This window comes from Burkholderia sp. SRS-25 (assembly GCF_004343765.1).
Classification (GTDB): domain Bacteria; phylum Pseudomonadota; class Gammaproteobacteria; order Burkholderiales; family Burkholderiaceae; genus Burkholderia; species Burkholderia contaminans.
Genome location: NZ_PTXM01000003.1, coordinates 178,873 through 195,519, shown reverse-complemented (window position 1 = coordinate 195,519; position 16,647 = coordinate 178,873). Strand labels below are relative to the sequence as shown.

General features: G+C 67.7%; 14 protein-coding genes, 1 tRNA gene and 1 riboswitch. Of the genes, 1 reads left to right on the top strand and 14 read right to left on the bottom strand.

Annotated features, from left to right (window positions below):
• Window positions 1–144: 144 nt before the first annotated feature.
• The 6 genes from C5O79_RS03460 to pepN form a co-directional block, all read right to left on the bottom strand.
• Window positions 145–357, bottom strand: coding sequence for a hypothetical protein (locus C5O79_RS03460; RefSeq protein WP_122473669.1), 213 nt, complete (start codon window positions 355–357; stop codon window positions 145–147).
• A complete protein-coding gene (locus tag C5O79_RS03455) occupies window positions 354–2,087 on the bottom strand; it encodes an FAD-dependent oxidoreductase (RefSeq protein WP_122473670.1) in 1,734 nt (577 codons plus the stop codon). The genes C5O79_RS03460 and C5O79_RS03455 overlap by 4 nt, the downstream gene beginning before the upstream one ends.
• Before the next feature lie 162 nt (window positions 2,088–2,249).
• Window positions 2,250–3,059: a LuxR C-terminal-related transcriptional regulator gene (locus C5O79_RS03450; RefSeq protein ID WP_046545161.1), complete on the bottom strand. Its 810-nt coding sequence runs from the start codon at window positions 3,057–3,059 to the stop codon at window positions 2,250–2,252.
• Between the two features lie 160 nt (window positions 3,060–3,219).
• Window positions 3,220–3,295, bottom strand: a tRNA-Thr gene (locus C5O79_RS03445).
• Window positions 3,296–3,502: 207 nt separating this feature from the next.
• The gene (locus C5O79_RS03440) at window positions 3,503–4,516 is read right to left on the bottom strand and encodes a class 1 fructose-bisphosphatase (protein ID WP_046545162.1); all 1,014 of its coding nucleotides are present in this window, start codon (window positions 4,514–4,516) and stop codon (window positions 3,503–3,505) included.
• A gap of 277 nt (window positions 4,517–4,793) precedes the next feature.
• Window positions 4,794–7,487: an aminopeptidase N gene (gene pepN, locus C5O79_RS03435; protein WP_122473671.1), complete on the bottom strand. Its 2,694-nt coding sequence runs from the start codon at window positions 7,485–7,487 to the stop codon at window positions 4,794–4,796.
• 187 nt (window positions 7,488–7,674) lie between these two features.
• Here pepN and C5O79_RS03430 point away from each other — a divergent pair, with 187 nt between their 5' ends.
• Window positions 7,675–8,373 carry a DUF4136 domain-containing protein gene (locus tag C5O79_RS03430; protein ID WP_122473672.1) on the top strand — a complete coding sequence of 233 codons (699 nt, stop codon included), beginning with the start codon at window positions 7,675–7,677 and terminating at the stop codon, window positions 8,371–8,373.
• A 52-nt stretch (window positions 8,374–8,425) separates the two neighbouring features.
• Here C5O79_RS03430 and C5O79_RS03425 read toward each other — a convergent pair whose 3' ends face one another.
• From C5O79_RS03425 to C5O79_RS03380, 8 genes are all read right to left on the bottom strand, one after another.
• Window positions 8,426–8,998, bottom strand: a complete 573-nt coding sequence (locus C5O79_RS03425; RefSeq protein WP_047850545.1) for a TMEM165/GDT1 family protein — start codon at window positions 8,996–8,998, stop codon at window positions 8,426–8,428.
• Window positions 8,999–9,076: 78 nt separating this feature from the next.
• A riboswitch (yybP-ykoY riboswitch) is annotated at window positions 9,077–9,214 on the bottom strand.
• A gap of 145 nt (window positions 9,215–9,359) precedes the next feature.
• Window positions 9,360–10,676 (bottom strand): guanine deaminase, encoded by a 1,317-nt coding sequence (gene guaD, locus C5O79_RS03415; protein ID WP_046545166.1) that lies wholly within the window; start codon window positions 10,674–10,676, stop codon window positions 9,360–9,362.
• Entirely contained in the window at window positions 10,673–11,020 is a 348-nt protein-coding gene (locus C5O79_RS03410; RefSeq protein WP_046545167.1) for a hypothetical protein, read from the bottom strand. Before C5O79_RS03410 ends, guaD begins: the two co-directional genes overlap by 4 nt.
• Window positions 11,021–11,047: 27 nt before the next feature.
• Window positions 11,048–12,073, bottom strand: coding sequence for an adenosine deaminase (locus tag C5O79_RS03405; RefSeq protein ID WP_047850544.1), 1,026 nt, complete (start codon window positions 12,071–12,073; stop codon window positions 11,048–11,050).
• Window positions 12,074–12,091: 18 nt separating this feature from the next.
• Window positions 12,092–13,108, bottom strand: coding sequence for a xanthine dehydrogenase accessory protein XdhC (xdhC, locus tag C5O79_RS03400; RefSeq protein WP_047850543.1), 1,017 nt, complete (start codon window positions 13,106–13,108; stop codon window positions 12,092–12,094).
• Window positions 13,109–13,740: 632 nt separating this feature from the next.
• Entirely contained in the window at window positions 13,741–14,253 is a 513-nt protein-coding gene (locus C5O79_RS03390) for a disulfide bond formation protein B (RefSeq protein WP_122473673.1), read from the bottom strand.
• Window positions 14,254–14,393: 140 nt separating this feature from the next.
• Window positions 14,394–15,770: an amidase gene (locus C5O79_RS03385; RefSeq protein ID WP_046545172.1), complete on the bottom strand. Its 1,377-nt coding sequence runs from the start codon at window positions 15,768–15,770 to the stop codon at window positions 14,394–14,396.
• Between the two features lie 7 nt (window positions 15,771–15,777).
• Complete coding sequence (locus tag C5O79_RS03380; RefSeq protein WP_122473674.1) at window positions 15,778–16,458, bottom strand: GntR family transcriptional regulator; 681 nt, start codon at window positions 16,456–16,458, stop codon at window positions 15,778–15,780.
• Window positions 16,459–16,647: the final 189 nt, after the last annotated feature.

The window sequence follows — 16,647 nt, the reverse complement described above, 5'->3', positions numbered from 1 at the left end:
TCGGAATCGTTAAGTAATGTTATGCACCCTTAACGGGATTTTCCAGGGAATTCGTCTGCATACGGCGAGGCTCATGCGTGGGTGACGCATAATGAAATGAAATTGTAATAAGCGGCCGCCGCTGAAGCCGGTCGGCCATCAGCGTCATCGTTCGTGCATCGATGCCTGCATGCCTGCGTCGGGCAATCCGTCGCCTGCGTCGGCGATCAGCCGTGCGACGGTCGCGGGTTCGCCGATCGCCTCGATCGACAGCAGTGCGAAGCGTGCGAGAAAGAGCGATGCATCGGCTTCACCGATCCGCGTCATCGTGCGGCACAGGTCGGTGTAGAGGATGTCGCGTTCGGTATCCATCATCATGCGGTCTCCTGAGGATCGGTTGATGCGAACGGACGAAGTGCGCGTTCGAGCGCGGTGATCACGTCGCTCGCGCGAGCGTCGTGCCAGCGGCCGAGTACGTGGCCGTCCGGACGTACGAGATAGACGGTGCCGTCGCGGGCGCCGTACATGTCGAACAGCCGGCCGTCTTCGTCATGGCCGCCGCAGGCCGGTTGCCGCGGCGCCGCATATCGCGCGAGCGTGACGAGCGCGATTGGTATCCGCGCAGCCTGCAGGCGCTGTTCAAGGTCAGCGAGCGTCGGCTCGGGCACGCCGTCGGACGTGAAGCAGAACGCGGTGAAGCGCGGGGCGACGAGATCGGTCAGGTGGCCGCGCCGCGTGGCACTGCCGTGCGGCGAGTACAGCATCAGCGGACATTCGGCGAGCACCGTGCCGGGCGCGGGGCCGGCTGAAAACGTATCGCGTTCGACTGCGTTGAGCGACGACGTCGCATAGGCGATGGCCGTCGTCTGGCGCGGATTGATCAGCGAACGCAGCGGCGGATGCCGGACCGCGAGCGACAGCACGGCCTTGCGCATCAGTTCGAATGCAAACGACGGTGGCGCCATGAACTCGGTGCTCTTCGTGCCGTAGCGAAGATTCTCGTGCGTCGCGAACACGCGTTCGTCCGAGTAGCTGTCGAGCAGCGTGTCCGATGCCAGCCCGCGAATCACGTACGCGAGTTTCCATGCAAGGTTGTCGGCATCGTCGATGCCCGAATTCGCGCCGCGTACGCCGAAGATCGGCACGAGATGCGCGGCGTCGCCACAGAACAGCACGCGGCCGTGCCGATAGCGTTCGAGCGTCAGCGCATTCGCCTTGTAGATCGTGATCCAGATCGGCGACCAGTCGCCGCGCTCGCCCATCATGTCGAGCAGGTTCTGCACGCGTGGGATCACGTTCTCCGGCTTGACGGCCGCTTCGGGATCCTCATCGTCGCGCAACTGGTAGTCGATTCGCCACACATTGTTGGGCTGCTTGTGGACGAGTACCGTTGAGCCCGGGTTCGATGACGGGTCGAAGTACGCGAGCCGTTCGGTCGGCCGGTTGCTGTCGAGCGCGACGTCGACGATCACGTAGCGGCCCTCGTAGCTCGTGCCTTGCAGCGACAGGCCGAGCGCTTCACGCATCGTGCTGCGTCCGCCGTCGCACGCGACGACCCAGTCGGCGTCGAGTGCGTAGCCGCCGAGCGGCGTGTCGACGTCAAGGCGCACGCCGTCCGGCTGCCGGGACACGCCGGTGACTTTCGCCTGCCAGCGGATTTCGATGAATTCGGGGCGGCGCAGCGCGGCGTCGAGCAGGAACTGCTCGATGTGATACTGCGCGAGATTGATCATCGGCGGCAGCTTCTGGTTTTCATCCTGCGGCATCGTGAAATGCAGCACTTCGTCGCGACGGTAGAAGCTGCGTCCGCCGGTCCACGGCAGCCCCGTGCGCAGGAAGTCGTCGAGCGCGCCGAGCCGCTCGATGATCTCGAGGCTGCGCCGCGAGATGCAGATCGCACGGCTGCCGTGACAGACCGCGTCGTCGGCCTCGATCAGCACACTCCGGATGCCGTGGTTCGCGAGACCGAGCGCGACGGCGAGGCCGACGGGGCCGCCGCCGACGATCGCCACGCGATGCCGGTGCGTGTCGATACCGTCGTCGCAGGCCGGCAGATGCGCGGGATGGCGCTCGGCGACGAACGGGTAGGGCTTGAAGTCGATATCCATCGTTGGCTTCCAGAGGAGGGCAGTTCGACGTGCACGCGCGCCGGGGCCGCGTGCAGGCAGTCGAAGCAGTATGGAAGCCGTGAGGGAATCCGCTGTCCCCATTCGGGGTACAGCAAGCCGATCGGGATTTACCCCGATTCGGTCATCGCAGTCCGATTCGGTTCAGGGCTGCAGGCAGAGTGCGAACAGCTGGCGCTGGCTCGAGATGCCCAGGCGCCGGTACGCGCGCTTCTGGTATGTGACGACGCTCGACGCCTTCACGCCGATCGTCTCGCCGATCTCGTGCGCGGTCTGGCCTTCGAGCACGCCGCGCAGCACGTCGAGTTCGCGCTTGGACAGCGCCGGGCAGGCACTGCGTAACCGCGCGAGCATCCGTTGCGGGATGCCGATCTGCGCGGCTCCGGCGAGTGCATAGTGATGCTTCGCGGCCTGCGCGATCAGCGGTGCGAGCGCTTCGATCTCCGCGATCTCGCGCGGCTGGAACGCGCCGCTGCGATGCGCGCGGTACAGGTTGATCGACAGCCAGCTAGCATCGTTGGGCTGCATCAGCAACGACAGCCGGTCGGACACGTCGGGACCGCGGTAGCAGGCCGCTCGATACGCGTCATGATCGATCTCGTCGCCGGCCTGCTGGTGCAGCAGCAGGTCGTGGCGGCGCGTGCCGCGAGGCGCGCTCGACACGATCTTCTGGTTGCCGTCGAGCGCGTAGAAGTGTCGTGCGTAGATGTCGGCGACGTCACGCAGGTAGCGGCCGCCGCGATGGTCGGCGACGGATAGCGTGCGCGGGCGGTTGCCGAACTCGTACGCGAAGATCGTGCATTGCGTGACCGACAGCTCATCGTCGAACAGCTTCAGCACTTCGGCTGCGAATGCGTTGGGCTCGTGTCCGCCGATCGCGGCGACAAGGCGCGTCGCACGTGATACGTCCAGTTGCCCGGTGAGGTTCGGTCGCTCGAGACGCCAGGTGCGCATGATGCTCGGAAAGGGCGGAGTGGTCCGGCGATTGTAATCGGCGGCGTGCGGCGCGGGAGTCGGGTGATGCCCGCACGCGGAGAGAAGAAGGGCAGCGCACGATTTGGCGCCCGGAATGAGAAAAGGGCTGACAAGCAATGCGTGTCAGCCCTTTATAACTTGGTGCCGGAGATAGGAGTCGAACCTACGACCTTCGCATTACGAATGCGCTGCTCTACCAACTGAGCTACACCGGCATCAGAGAAACGAAATTATAAGGTGAAATCTGAGACCTTGGCAATAGGTTTTGCGAATTTTTTTCAGCTTGCTGCTGCTGTTTCGCGAAACTCATCGACTCGGCAAACTTCCCGCTTCGTTTCACTGCGATGCGACCGGTTGGGGTCACATCGAGAGCCGCGATTCTACGTACGTCGCGCGAGACTGTCTAGTGCTGCAGTGCAAATTTATTGCTTTTCCTGGTGGTAGCCCGTCACGCGCTCGACTTCGTTCTTCGAACCGAGGAACACCGGGACGCGCTGATGCAGGCCCGTCGGCTGCACTTCCATGATGCGCTGCGTGCCGGTCGTCGCGGCGCCGCCCGCCTGTTCGACGATGAACGACATCGGGTTCGCTTCGTACATCAGGCGCAGCTTGCCCGGACGATCGGGCGTGCGCTTGTCGGCCGGGTACATGAAGATGCCGCCGCGGTTCAGGATCCGGTGCACGTCGGCCACCATCGATGCGATCCAGCGCATGTTGAAGTTGTCGCCGCGCGGGCCTTCCTTGCCGGCGTTCAGTTCGTCGATGTAGCGCTTGACCGGGTCGTACCAGTGGCGCGCGTTTGATGCGTTGATCGCGTATTCGCGCGTGTCGGCCGGGATCTGCATGTTGCTCTGCGTGAGTACCCACGAGCCGACTTCGCGGTCGAGCGTGAAGCAGTTCACGCCGTTGCCGGTCGTCAGCACGAACACCGTCTGCGGGCCGTACACCGCGTAACCGGCCGCAACCTGCTGCGTGCCGGGCTGCAGGAACGATTCCTCGGTGGCCTGCTTGCCGTCCGGGCAACGCAGCACCGAGAAGATCGTGCCGATCGACACGTTCACGTCGATGTTCGACGAGCCGTCGAGCGGATCGAACACGAGCAGGTATTCGCCGCGCGGGTAGTTCGCGGGGATCGGAAAGAACGTTTCCATTTCTTCCGATGCCATCGCGGCGAGGTTGCCGCCCCATTCGTTCGCGTCGAGCAGGATTTCGTTCGACAGGATGTCGAGCTTCTTCTGCACTTCGCCCTGGACGTTCTCGCTGCCGGCGGTGCCGAGCGCTTCGCCGAGCGCGCCCTTCGACACGTTGTAGCTGATCGCCTTGCACGCGCGTGCGACGACTTCGATCAGCAGGCGCAGGTCGGCGGGGAGGTTGTTGGTCTCACGTTGCTGTTCGATCAGGAACTTCGACAGCGTGGTGCGGCGGGCAATGGACATGACAGACTCCAGAAGGCCAAAGAATCCTTGATGGCCGCAATTTTACCCGTCGCGCCTCCCGGGCCGCCGGGTTTTTTCGTCCGGTTACATGGCGGGCGGCCGGTCCGGCACGGTTTGCGGTGGGGGAAACCGCCGCGACACGATTCGCAGCAGCGGCATGCGGTGTGATCGGACCCTGGGATCGCGCGCGGTTCCGGGAGTATTCACACAATAAAAAAACCGGTGCCGCGACGGGCGGCACCGGCTGTATCGCGCGTGCGCGATGCCGGCGATCGCGTTACGCGAGGGCCTTCTCGACGATCTCGCGCACGTCGCGCGATTTCGCGCCGGCGGCAACCTGCTCGAGCGCTTCGCGCATCCGGTCGCGCAGCGCCGGCGTGAAGCGGCGCCACAGTTCGAGCGAGCGCGCGAGGCGCGCCGCGACCTGCGGGTTGATCGCATCGAGCGCGAGCACCTGTTCGGCCCAGAACGCGTAACCCGAGCCGTCCGCCGCGTGGAATTGCGCGGGGTTGGCCGCGCAGAAGCTGAAGATCAGCGAGCGGGCGCGGTTCGGATTCTTCAGGTTGAACGCCGGGTGCGCGAGCAGCTTGCGCACCTTCGTGAGCGTCGGCTGCGCGGGCGTGCCGCGTTGTGCGGCCTGCATCGCGAACCACTTGTCGATCACGAGCGCTTCCTTCTCGAAGCGACGATAGAAATCGTCGAGCGCGTGCTCGGCCGCCTCGTTCGCGCCGGCGGCCGACGCGGACAGCAGCGCGCCGAGTGCAGCCGCACGATCGGTCATGTTGTTCGCCGCATCGTATTGCGCGGTCGCGAGGCGCACCGCATCGGCCGGATCCTCGAGTTCGGCGAGATACGCGAGCGCGAGGTTCTTCAGCGCGCGGCGGCCGGAGGCCTCCGGCGTCGGTTCGTAGGCGCCGGGCGTCTGGTGCTGCTCGTAGGCGGCGAGCCATTCCGCGCGCAGCGCGGTGGCGAGCCGGCGGCGTACGAACTGGCGCGCGCGATGCACGGCGGCCGGATCGGCTTCCGCCATCTGGTCGGCGAGGTAGGTTTCCGACGGCAGCGTCAGCGCGAGTTCGCGGAACGCCGGCGACAGCGTCGCGTCGGTCAGCACACGGCGGAATGCGGCGACGAAGTTCTCGCCGAGCGTGAGTGGCTCGTTCGCTGCCGCACGCGCGGCGAGCGTCAGCAGCGCGCGCGTCGCGAGGCGCTGGCCGGCCTCCCAGCGGTTGAACGGATCGCTGTCGTGCGCGAGCAGGAACGCGAGGTCGTCGTCGCTGTAGTCGTACTCGACGATCACCGGCGACGAGAAGTTGCGCAGCAGCGACGGCAGCGGGTGTTCCGGCACGTCGACGAACGTGAAGGTCTGCTCGGTGTCGGTGAAGTCGAGCACGCGCGTCGTGCCTGCAGCGGCGGCTTCACCGTCGAGACGCAGCGGCAGGTCGCGGCCGTCGCGGCCGATCAGGCCGATCGCGAACGGAATCAGCAGGGGCCCCTGCTGCGTTTCGCGCGCGGCTGGCGACCCGTCGCCGTAGCCTTGTGCGAGCGTCACCGTATAGCGGCGCGCGGCCGCGTCGTACGCGGTGCGCACCGACACGCGCGGCGTGCCGGCCTGGCTGTACCAGCGCTCGAACTGCGCGAGGTCGCGCCCGTTCGCGTCGGCCATCGCGTGACGGAAGTCGTCGCAGGTCACGGCGTGCCCGTCGTGGCGCTTGAAGTACAGGTCCATCCCCTTGCGGAAGCCGTCGCGGCCGAACAGCGTCTGGTACATCCGCACGACTTCCGAGCCTTTCTCGTAGACCGTCATCGTGTAGAAGTTGTTGATCTCGACGTAGCTCTCGGGGCGCACCGGGTGCGCCATCGGGCCCGCATCCTCGGCGAACTGCAACTGGCGCAGCACGCGCACGTCCTCGATGCGCTTGACCGCGCGGGCCGCCGATTCGATGTCGTCGCCCGCGGCCATGTCGGCCGAGAATTCCTGGTCGCGGAACACCGTCAGGCCTTCCTTCAGGCTCAGCTGGAACCAGTCGCGGCAGGTCACGCGGTTGCCGGTCCAGTTGTGGAAGTACTCGTGGCCGACCACCGATTCGATGTTCGCGAAGTCGGTATCGGTCGCGGTCTCCGGGTTCGCCAGCACGTACTTCGTGTTGAAGATATTGAGCCCCTTGTTCTCCATCGCGCCCATGTTGAAGTCGCCGACCGCGACGATCATGAAGCGGTCGAGATCGAGCTCGAGGCCGAAGCGCTTCTCGTCCCAGTGGATCGAGTGGATCAGCGAATCCATCGCATGACGCGTCTTGTCGAGGTCGGCCGGCTCGACCCACACCTGCAGCAGCTTTTCCTTGCCCGAGCCGGTCGTGATCGTTTCCTCGATCGCGACGAGCTTGCCCGCGACGAGTGCGAACAGGTAGCTCGGCTTGCGGAACGGGTCTTCCCACTTCGCGAAGTGGCGGCCGTCGGGCAGGTCGCCGGAATCGACGAGGTTGCCGTTCGACAGCAGCACCGGGTACGCGGCCTTGTCGGCGCGCAGCGTCACCGTGTACGACGCCATCACGTCCGGGCGGTCGAGGAAGTAGGTGATGCGGCGGAAACCTTCGGCTTCGCACTGCGTGAAGAAGTTGCCGCTCGACACATAAAGGCCCGACAGCGTCGTATTCTGGTCGGGTGCGCATGCGCTTTCGAGCGTCAGCTCGAAGGCATCGGGAACGTTCTCGACGGTCAGCCCGTGTTCGTGCGCACGCACGGCGCCATGCGGCGCGCCGCCCAGGTGCGCGCCGAGGAATTCGAGCGCTTCGCCCATCAGCTCCAGGTTCGGCGCGGGCGCGGCGTCCGGATTGCGGCGCACGCACATCGTGTTCCTGACGATCGTGCGGGCCGGCGCGAGATCGAATTCGAGCGCGACGGAATCGATGAGGAAGGCCGGCGGCGTGTAGTCGGCGCGGCGGATCACGGTGGAAGAGGCGTTGTCGGACATGGTCGTCGAGATCGGTGGAGTAGGGGACGGGCCCGTGGCACGGGCCGGGCGAACCGGGCCATTGTACAAAGGCTGGCGGCCGCGTGCCGGGCGAACTTTTTACCGGTTCCGGGAGTCCGCGTATTATCGGCATCCCGTTACGGTTCGCACGGTGCGACGAACGGGTGACGGATCGAAGAGGATCGACATGAAACGCGAATGGATTCAACGCGGTGCGGGGTGGGTGGCGGCGCTGTGCGTGGCGCTGCTGACCGGCTGTACCAGCTACGTGACGACCCAGGTCACGGCTTTCTCCGACTGGAGCGGCAGTGACGCGACACGAACCTATGCGTTCACGCGTACCGAGGCGCAGAAGAACAGCATCGAGCAGTCGACCTACGAGCCGATCGTCGCGAACGAGTTGTCGACGTATGCGTTCCGGCAGGTGCCGCAGGCGCAGGCGCGGTACCTCGTCGGGCTGACCTATGCGGTCGGCAGCGATCTCGTGACGGTACCGCAGCCGGTCTATTACGATCCGTGGTTCGCGCCCGGGCCGTACTGGCGGCGCGGGCCGTGGGGCCCGTGGGGTCCCTGGGGGCCGATGCCGGCCGGCTACGTCGCGCAGACATACCAGGTGTTCGACTACACGCTCGGCATCCGCATCACCGAGCGCGCGACGGGCAAGGAGGTATACAACGTGTCGGCGCGCACGACCGGCGACAACGGTACGCTGCTGTACGCGATGCCGTTCCTCGCTCGCAGCGCGCTCGCCGATTTCCCGCTGTCCAACGGCGCGGTTCGCTCGGTCCGGCTGCCGGTCGACAAGCGCGGCGGCCCGGCGGCGCCGGCTGCCAACGAGCGCGCGGTGCCGGTGGCGCCCGCCTCGGGTGCCGCCGCCGCGAAGTAACGCGGTATCCCTCTCGGCGCGGCCGTCCGGCCGCGCCGGCCATGCCCTTCCGTCAGACCCCGATACCCAGCAGCGCCAGCGCGCCGAGCACGACGAACAGCACGGCCGCGATCGCGTGCACGAGCTTCGTCGGCAGGCGGTGCGCGAAGCGGTCGCCGAGCAGGATCGCGGGCACGTTCGCGAGCATCATCCCGAACGTCGTGCCGGCCACGACACCGATGTAGTCCTGGAAGCGCGCGGCGAGCGCGACGGTCGCGATCTGCGTCTTGTCGCCCATTTCCGCGAGGAAGAATGCGACGAGGGTCGCACCGAACACGCCGAGCCGCGAGCGGTTGGCATTGGCTTCGTCGGCATCGAGCTTGTCCGGCACGAGGATCCACAACCCCATAGCGATGAAGGAGAACGCGAGCGCCCAGCGCATGATCGACGGCGTGACGAGCACGCCGAGCCATTCGCCGAGCGCGCCGGCGAAACCGTGGTTCACGAGCGTCGCAACGAGCACGCCGAGAATGATCGGCATCGGCTTGCGATAGCGCGCGGCCAGTACGAGGGAAAGCAGTTGGGTCTTGTCGCCGATTTCAGCGAGGGCGACGGCGCCGGTGGAGATCAGGAAGGCTTGGGACACGTATGGGGTTCCACGGGCCGATGTTGTGCGTGCGAGCGACGATTCACCGCGCGCCGGGCCCTGATGCGACGCGCTGTGAACCATCGGTCTCGCCAGGCCTAGGTGGCTGCGTCCGCCATGGCCGTACGGCCAAGTCTGTTGACGGACGCCTCCGTCACGATGCGCGCCGGGGGCGCGGGACATCGAGCGGAGCGGCTACTCCCCAATGAGCGGCGAATTCTAGCACGGCGCGTTACGCGCGGGAAAGCGGTTGGCGGGCGCTGCGCCCCGAGTCGGGGCGGGATCGGCGCATGGCAAGCTCGGCGGTCCGGCGCGCGCGGCGGTGGATGCCCGCGCGTGCCGGGGCGCACCCGGCAGGTCGTTACGCGGCGGGGCGGCGGGCCGCGCCGCGCTCGTGGACGAGTTGGCCGGCCGCATAGGTGCGGTACACCGCGCGGTCGTCGCCGAGCAGCGCAAACGCGAACAGCAGTTCCTCGAGCGAATCCGCACGCTTCGTGCGGCGTGCGAGCAGCGGCGTGGCTTGCGGATCGAGCACGACGAAGTCGGCTTCGGTGCGCGGTGCGAGCGTGCCGACCGTGTCGGCGAGGTCGAGTGCCTGCGCGGCGCCGGCCGTTGCGAGCCAGAACATCCGCGTCGCGGTCAGGTGGTGGCCCGACAGCCGCGCGACCTTGTGCGCTTCGTTCATCGTCTGCAGCATCGAGAACGACGTGCCGCCGCCGACGTCGGTCGCGAGCGTGACGGGCACGTCGTATTCGCCGGCCTTGTCGAAATCGAACAGCCCGCTGCCGAGGAAGAAGTTCGACGTCGGGCAGTGCGCGACGACTGTACGTGTCTCGGCCATCCGGCGGCGGTCCTCGTCGTCGAGGTGGATGCAGTGGCCGTACACCGCGCGCGGGCGCAGCAGCCCGTAGCGGTCGTAGATGTCGAGATAGCTGCGATGGCCGGGGAACAGCTCGGCCACCCATTTCACCTCGTCGACGTTCTCCGCGACGTGGCTCTGCACGAACACGTCCGGATGGCGGCGTGCGAGTTCGCCGCATGCCTCGAGCTGCGCCTCGGTCGACGTCGGTGCGAAACGCGGCGTGAGCGCGTACATCTGGCGGCCCTTGCCGTGCCAGCGGTCGATCAGCTCGGCGCTGTCGTCATAGCCCGACTGCGCGGTGTCGCGCAGGAACTCGGGGCAGTTGCGGTCCATCAGCACCTTGCCCGCGATCATCCGCAGGTCGCGCGCGTCGCTCGCCGCGAACAGCGCATCGGCCGACTGCTTGTGCACCGTGCAGTAGACGAGCGCGCTCGTCGTGCCGCACGCGAGCAGTTCGTCGACGAAGAAGTCGGCGACTTCGCGCGCATGCGCGGGATCGCCGAACTGGCGCTCGGTCGGGAACGTGTACTTGTCCAGCCACGGCAGCAGGCCCGGTGCCGGCGACGCGATCATGTCCGTCTGCGGATAGTGGATGTGCGTGTCGATGAAGCCGGGCACGATCAGCTTGTCGCGCAGTTCATGGACGATCGCGTCGCGCGCGAGCGTCGCGGCGAGCTGCGCGTACGGACCGGCCGCGACGACCTTGCCGTCGTCGACGATCAGGAGGCCGTCGGTCTCGTAGTTCGCGGCCTGGCTCGATTGCGCCGGGTCGCCGTTGAAGGTCAGCAGTTGGGAACGGAAAGCGGTTTGCGTCATGACGAATGGTCCTGCATCAAGGTAAGGCGAACAGAAGAAAACGGGCGACGCCGCACGGGGGCAAGACGGCGCCTGGCGAGCGGGTGCGGCACGCTGCGTGCGGCACGACCGGATGCGATTGCGCGGGCGAACGTGGCGGCCGAAGCCGCCAGCGAGTGGTTGCCGGCGGGCCTCGCAGCCGTTGCGCTCACGACCGAAGCGGCCTTGGGCGAAACGGCAAATCGCGACGGCAGGCACGCGCGAGCGACGACGAACAGCGCCGTCGCCGCGCGCTCACGCACGCGATCGTCCCGGCGCAAGGCCGGGCCGGTGGTCGCGAAGCGGATGCCGTTGCCGTGTTTCATCTGTCCAGCGTTCCTCGATGCCGGCCGTCACGCAGCTTGCCAGTACGCGTCGAGGCGCGCGTACAGCGCGTCGCGCTGCGCCGGTTCGATGAACGACGCCTCGAAGCCGTTGCGGATCACCGCATGGACTTCGGCATCCGTGAGTTGCAGCCCTTCGGCTGTCGCGAAGTAGTTTTCATTGACGTAGCCGCCGAAATAGGCCGGATCGTCGGAGTTGATCGTCACCGCGACGCCGCGATCGAGCAGCGCCTTCAGCGTGTGCTTCGCCATGTCGTCGAACACGCACAGCTTCAGGTTCGACAGCGGGCAGACGGTGAGCGCCGTGCGCGTTTTCGCGAGGCGCTCGACGAGCGCCGCATCCTCGATGCTGCGCACGCCATGGTCGATCCGGTCGACCTTCAGCACGTCGAGCGCTTCGTAGATGTACGCGGGCGGGCCTTCCTCGCCCGCGTGCGCGACGAGCTTCAGCCCGAGTGCGCGCGCCTTCTCGAACACGCGTGCGAACTTCGTCGGCGGATGGCCGAGCTCGGACGAGTCGAGGCCGACGCCGATCAGGCGATGGCGATAGCGCTCGAACAGCGGCAGCGCGGATTCGAACGTCGCGAGCGCGTCCTCTTCCGGCAGGTGACGCAGGAAGCACAGGATCAGCTTGCTCGACAGCCCGCGTTGTTCGGCATCGGCGAGTGCACGCTCGATACCCGCGACCACCGTCTCGATCGATACGCCGCGCTCGGTGTGCGTTTGCGGATCGAAAAACAGCTCGGTGTGGACGACGTTGTCGGCGAGCGCACGTTCGCAGTACGCGGCCGTCATGTCGTAGAAATCCTGCTCCGTCAGCAGCACGCTCGCGCCGGCGTAATAGATGTCGAGGAACGACTGCAGGTCGGTGAACGCGTACGCGGCGCGCAGCGCGTCGATCGAGTCGTACGCGAGCTTCACGCCGTTGCGCTGCGCCAGCGCGAAAATCAGTTCGGGCTCGAGCGAGCCTTCGATATGGATGTGCAGCTCCGCTTTCGGCGCGCGGGCAATCTTGTCCTTGAATGTCGGGGTCATGGCGTCGTTCTTGGTCGGTCAGTAGGTAGGGGAAGCCTGCGTGGACGCGTTCGCATTCGCGTTGGCCTCGACGGCCTGCAGCAATTGCGCAGCCACCGAGATCGCGATCACTTCGGGCGCCTTGTCGATGATGCCCTCGACACCGATCGGGCAGCGCATTCGCGCCACCTGGGCCGGGTCGATGCCGATCGCGGCGAGGCGATGATCGAACTGCACGCGTTTCGCGTGCGAGCCGGTCATCCCGAAGTACGCGTAGTCGCCGCGCCGCAGGATGCGCTCGGCCAGCACGAAATCGAGTGCGTGGTCGTGCGTCATCACGACGAAGTATGACTGCGGCGGTGCGGCGTCGACCGCGTCGGCCGGGGCAGCGGCCGCTTCGATCGCGAGGTTGCCGATGCCGGCGAGCGCGTCGGCCGGCGGGAACACCGCATCGGGCCCGTCGATCCAGCGCACGTGGCACGGCAGCGTCGCCAGCACCTTCACGAGCGCGGTGCCGATGTGCCCGGCGCCGAACAACACGACGGGGAACGCATACGGCGCGATCGTTTCGGTCATCAGCGACACGCCGCCGGTTTCCCACAGCAGGCAGTCGGCACGCGCGGCTTCCGATTCGGGCTCGCTCAACAGCGGCGCGCCCGGCGAGGGGCCGAATGATACGCTACGCACGGTCGCGGCGCCGGCCGCGACACGCTTCGCGAGCGACATGATCCAGCCGAGATCGCCCACATCGAGCCGCTCGAACGCGAGCACCACGGCGCCGCCGCAGCACTGGCCGAGACTCGGGCCGAGCGCGAGCCGTTCGAGCCGGCGCGCGTGCGGCACGTGCGCGCCATCCTTGAGCAGATGCCGTGCGATCTCGATCGCCTTCCATTCCAGATGACCGCCGCCGATCGTATGGCGGGCCATGTCGCGCGTGACGAGCATCTTGGTGCCGGCTTCGCGTGGCGCGGAGCCGTCGGTGTGCGCGACCGTCACGAGCACGGCCGCTTCGCCATGAGCGAGCAGTTGCTGCAGATCGCCGAGCCAGGCTTCCATCAGCACGCTCCGTTCGGGGCGACGCGGCACGACACGCGGCGCGGGCTGGCGGGCGCGGCGGCAACGATGACGGACGGGAGCGAGGCGGGCCGGCCGCACGGCCGATGCAGTGCGGCGGCAGCGCGCGAACGGCGCGCGCGGTCGGCACCGCCGGATGCGCGGACGCCATGAGGATGATGGATGCGGATGGTTTGCGTTGTCATGATGAATCCAGTCGACATTGCGGATCGGGCGCGCGTTACGCAGGGGTGGTGAGACCGCCTGGCCTCGCGCACGTAGATCGCCATCCAGTCATGAAGATAGCACCGCAAGGCGACGGGAACATTGCCAGGCGGTGATCCGGGCTATCAGGAGGCGATCATGTCGATCATAGGCCCGCCGCGCGGGATCGGGGCGCCGATGCGTGCACATCGGGCCGAAACGCAGGCGTGGCGGGGCTGGGCGCGGAAATCGCGCGATGCGCGTTCGCCCGGAAAGCCGGGCGGCGGCGGGGTAGGTGTTTACGCTTGACGGGCCGGATGCGGCTCGCCGGGCCGGGCCGGCGGGTGCGCCGGAGCTGGGCGGCTACCGGCCGGCGGCAGTGTGCGGCCCGGGGCGAGCGGGCCGCGCGCAGGCCGGTCGAAACCGGCCGGTCAGGCCACGAGCTTGCGGCGATGGCGCCAGAGGCTCGCGACCACGGCGATCAGGATCACCGCGAAGCCGATCAGCGCCCAGCCGGGCAGCAGGATGCCGAAGATCGGCGGGTAGACCGTCTCGCACAGCCCGGCGACCTTGAACATGCCGGGGAACCACTGCGCGGGCGGCAGGCTGTCGACGATCGGCTGCAGCGTGTCGAAACCGCAGCTGAAGCCCGGATTCATCTGGATCGACAGGTGCCGGGCGGCCGTGCCGACGCCGCCGGCCGCGGCGATCGCGATCAGCAGCTCGAGCACCCAGACGCCGCGCCAGTTGCGGATCCCGGCGGCCAGGAATGCGAAGATCCCGATCGCGCAGAAGAAGTAGCGCTGGATGATGCACAGCGGGCACGGATCTTCGTTCTTCACGTACTGCAGGTACAGCGCACCGGCCAGCAGGGCGATGCACACCCACCCGAGCAGCATCAGCAGGCGGCGTTCGCGGCGGAGTGCGAGCGTGTAGTCGTTCATGTCGGCGGGGTTCCTCGTGGGTCGGTCCGGAAAACAATCGCGCGATTTTAGCGCGAATGGTCTGGCACGAAACTGACAGCGCGCGGTGCGGCAACCTGCCGCACCGCGCGTCTTGTCCGCCGGCGCTTGGATGGCTGCGCTCAGCGGATCGTGTTCAGTACGGCCTCGACCGCCTGCCCGATCGCGAGCAGCGCGTCGTCGCGATGCGGTGCGGCCGCGAGCATCAGCCCGACCGGCGCCGCGTCGCGCGGATGGCACGGCAGCGACAACGCGCACGCGTCGAGGAAGTTGAACGCGCTCGGGTTGCGCAGGATCAGCGCGTTGGTGCGTGTGAACGCGGCGTCGTCCGCTTCGAGTTCGGCGATGCGCGGCGGCACGACCGGCACCGTCGGCGCGACGAGTGCATCGAAACGCGACCAGACCGTGTGGGCGGCTTCGTCGAGCATCGCCGTGCGTGCGGCGAGCAGGTCGAGATAGTCGGCCGCGCTCGCGGGTTCGCCCTTCAGGATCCGCGTGAGCACGCGCGGGTCGTACTGGTCGCGGTGCTGGGCGAGCAGCGGGCGATGCCACGCGTAGGCCTCGATTGGCGAGAAGCCGAAGCGGTTGACGTCCGGCAGCCGGTCGAGCGCGGGGAAGCGCACTTCCGTGACGATCGCGCCGGCGGCTTCGAGATGCTTGAGCGCGGCGTCGAGCGCGGCCGCGACGTCGGCATCGACACCGTCCGTCACGTAGTTCGTCAGCACGCCGAGCCGCACGCCTTCGAGCGGCCGGGTGGCCGGCACGTGCGGTTCGAGGCCCGCAAGCATCCGGTCGACGAGCGCGCAGCACGCAACCGTCAGGCCGATCGGGCCGAACGAGTCGAGCGTCGTCGACAGCGGCACGCCGCCTTGCGTCGGAATCCGGCTCGCGGTCGGCTTGAAGCCCGTCAGCCCGCACAGCGCGGCCGGAATGCGGATCGAGCCGCCGGTGTCGGTGCCGAGCGCGACGGCCGCCATCCCGTCGGCGACGGACGCTGCGGCGCCGGACGACGAGCCGCCGGAAATCCTCGCGTCGCCCGGCACGTCGCGGTGGTACGGCGAGCGCGGATGGCCGAAGTGCGGATTCAGCCCGAGCCCCGAGAACGCGAACTCGCTCATGTTGGTGCGGCCGACCAGCACCGCGCCCGCGCGCTTGAGCCGCGCGACGGCGACCGCATCGGTGCGGGCGGCCGGCGCGCCGTCGAGCACGCGCGAACCCGCACGCGTCACCTGCCCCGCGACGTCGAACAGGTCCTTGACCGACACCGGAATGCCCGCGAGCGGCGACAGCACGGTGCCCGCGGCGCGCAGCCGGTCGTGCGCGTCGGCGGCCGCGCGCGCGTTGTCGGCATCGACTTCCGTGAAGACGACCGCACCCTGGCCCGACGGATCGGCGATCCGGTCGAGCGCGGTGTCGACGAGCGCGCGGCTCGTGGTCCGGCCGGCGGCGAGGTCGGCGGCGAGCTGGGCGAGCGGGGGGAAGGGCGTGAAAGTGGTCATGGGCGGCTCAGGTGCGAAGATGTTGAAGAAGCGTGGAGCGGAACGAATCGATATGACTTTCGACGGCCGCGCGTGCGCCGGCGGCGTCACGCGCGGCTAGCCGGTCGAACAGTTCGCGATGCTCGTGCTGGACGTCGGCGAGATGGTGAGGTTCGGACAGCGTGACGAACCAGAAGCGCAGCGAGCGCTCATGCAGCCCGCGCAGGATGTCGGCGAGGACCGCATTGCGTGCGGCCGCGGCGATCGCCTGGTGAAATGCGCGGTCGAGTTCCATCATGCCTTCGACGTCGTGCGTGTCGACACAGGCCTGCCCGTCGTCGAGCAGCGCGGCCAGGCGCGCGAGATCGTCAGGCGTTGCGTGGCGTGCGGCGAGTTCCGCGCAGTGCGCTTCGTTGATGCGCCGCACGTCGATCACCGCGACGATGTCGTCGAGCGACAGCGGCTGCACCATCAATCCCTTGCGGGGCATCACGGACAGCAGCCCTTCGAGCACGAGCCGATGCACGGCCTGGTGCACCGGCGTGCGGCCGATGCCGGTGCGGGCGACGAGGTCGGCTTCGTTGAGGGCGGCGCCGGGCTTCAGGCGCATCGTGATGATGTCGCGCTGGATCAGCGCATACGCGCGGTCGGCGAGGCTGGCCGTCGGTGCGACCGGGGGCTCGCGGGTGACGTCGGTCAGGGCATTCATGCGGGTTGTGGCGCGGTGGCCGGGCGGGGCGCGATCATGGCGCAGGCTGGCGGGAAACGTGGACGATGCGTGGATATTATTGTGATATATCACTGGTGTCCAGTACCGACGGTGCCTCGTCAGCTCAGCCGGCGCGTGGGCGGGGACGCTCCCCGACGCAGTTTGCCGCCGACTTGCAACAATATCGAC

Coding starts and splice junctions, on each gene's coding strand:
- C5O79_RS03460 (WP_122473669.1), bottom strand. CDS start 357: ATGATGATGGATACCGAACGCGACATCCTCTACACCGACCTGTGCCGC.
- C5O79_RS03455 (WP_122473670.1), bottom strand. CDS start 2,087: ATGGATATCGACTTCAAGCCCTACCCGTTCGTCGCCGAGCGCCATCCC.
- C5O79_RS03450 (WP_046545161.1), bottom strand. CDS start 3,059: ATGCGCACCTGGCGTCTCGAGCGACCGAACCTCACCGGGCAACTGGAC.
- C5O79_RS03440 (WP_046545162.1), bottom strand. CDS start 4,516: ATGTCCATTGCCCGCCGCACCACGCTGTCGAAGTTCCTGATCGAACAG.
- pepN (WP_122473671.1), bottom strand. CDS start 7,487: ATGTCCGACAACGCCTCTTCCACCGTGATCCGCCGCGCCGACTACACG.
- C5O79_RS03430 (WP_122473672.1), top strand. CDS start 7,675: ATGAAACGCGAATGGATTCAACGCGGTGCGGGGTGGGTGGCGGCGCTG.
- guaD (WP_046545166.1), bottom strand. CDS start 10,676: ATGACGCAAACCGCTTTCCGTTCCCAACTGCTGACCTTCAACGGCGAC.
- C5O79_RS03410 (WP_046545167.1), bottom strand. CDS start 11,020: ATGAAACACGGCAACGGCATCCGCTTCGCGACCACCGGCCCGGCCTTG.
- C5O79_RS03405 (WP_047850544.1), bottom strand. CDS start 12,073: ATGACCCCGACATTCAAGGACAAGATTGCCCGCGCGCCGAAAGCGGAG.
- xdhC (WP_047850543.1), bottom strand. CDS start 13,108: ATGGAAGCCTGGCTCGGCGATCTGCAGCAACTGCTCGCTCATGGCGAA.
- C5O79_RS03390 (WP_122473673.1), bottom strand. CDS start 14,253: ATGAACGACTACACGCTCGCACTCCGCCGCGAACGCCGCCTGCTGATG.
- C5O79_RS03385 (WP_046545172.1), bottom strand. CDS start 15,770: ATGACCACTTTCACGCCCTTCCCCCCGCTCGCCCAGCTCGCCGCCGAC.
- C5O79_RS03380 (WP_122473674.1), bottom strand. CDS start 16,458: ATGAATGCCCTGACCGACGTCACCCGCGAGCCCCCGGTCGCACCGACG.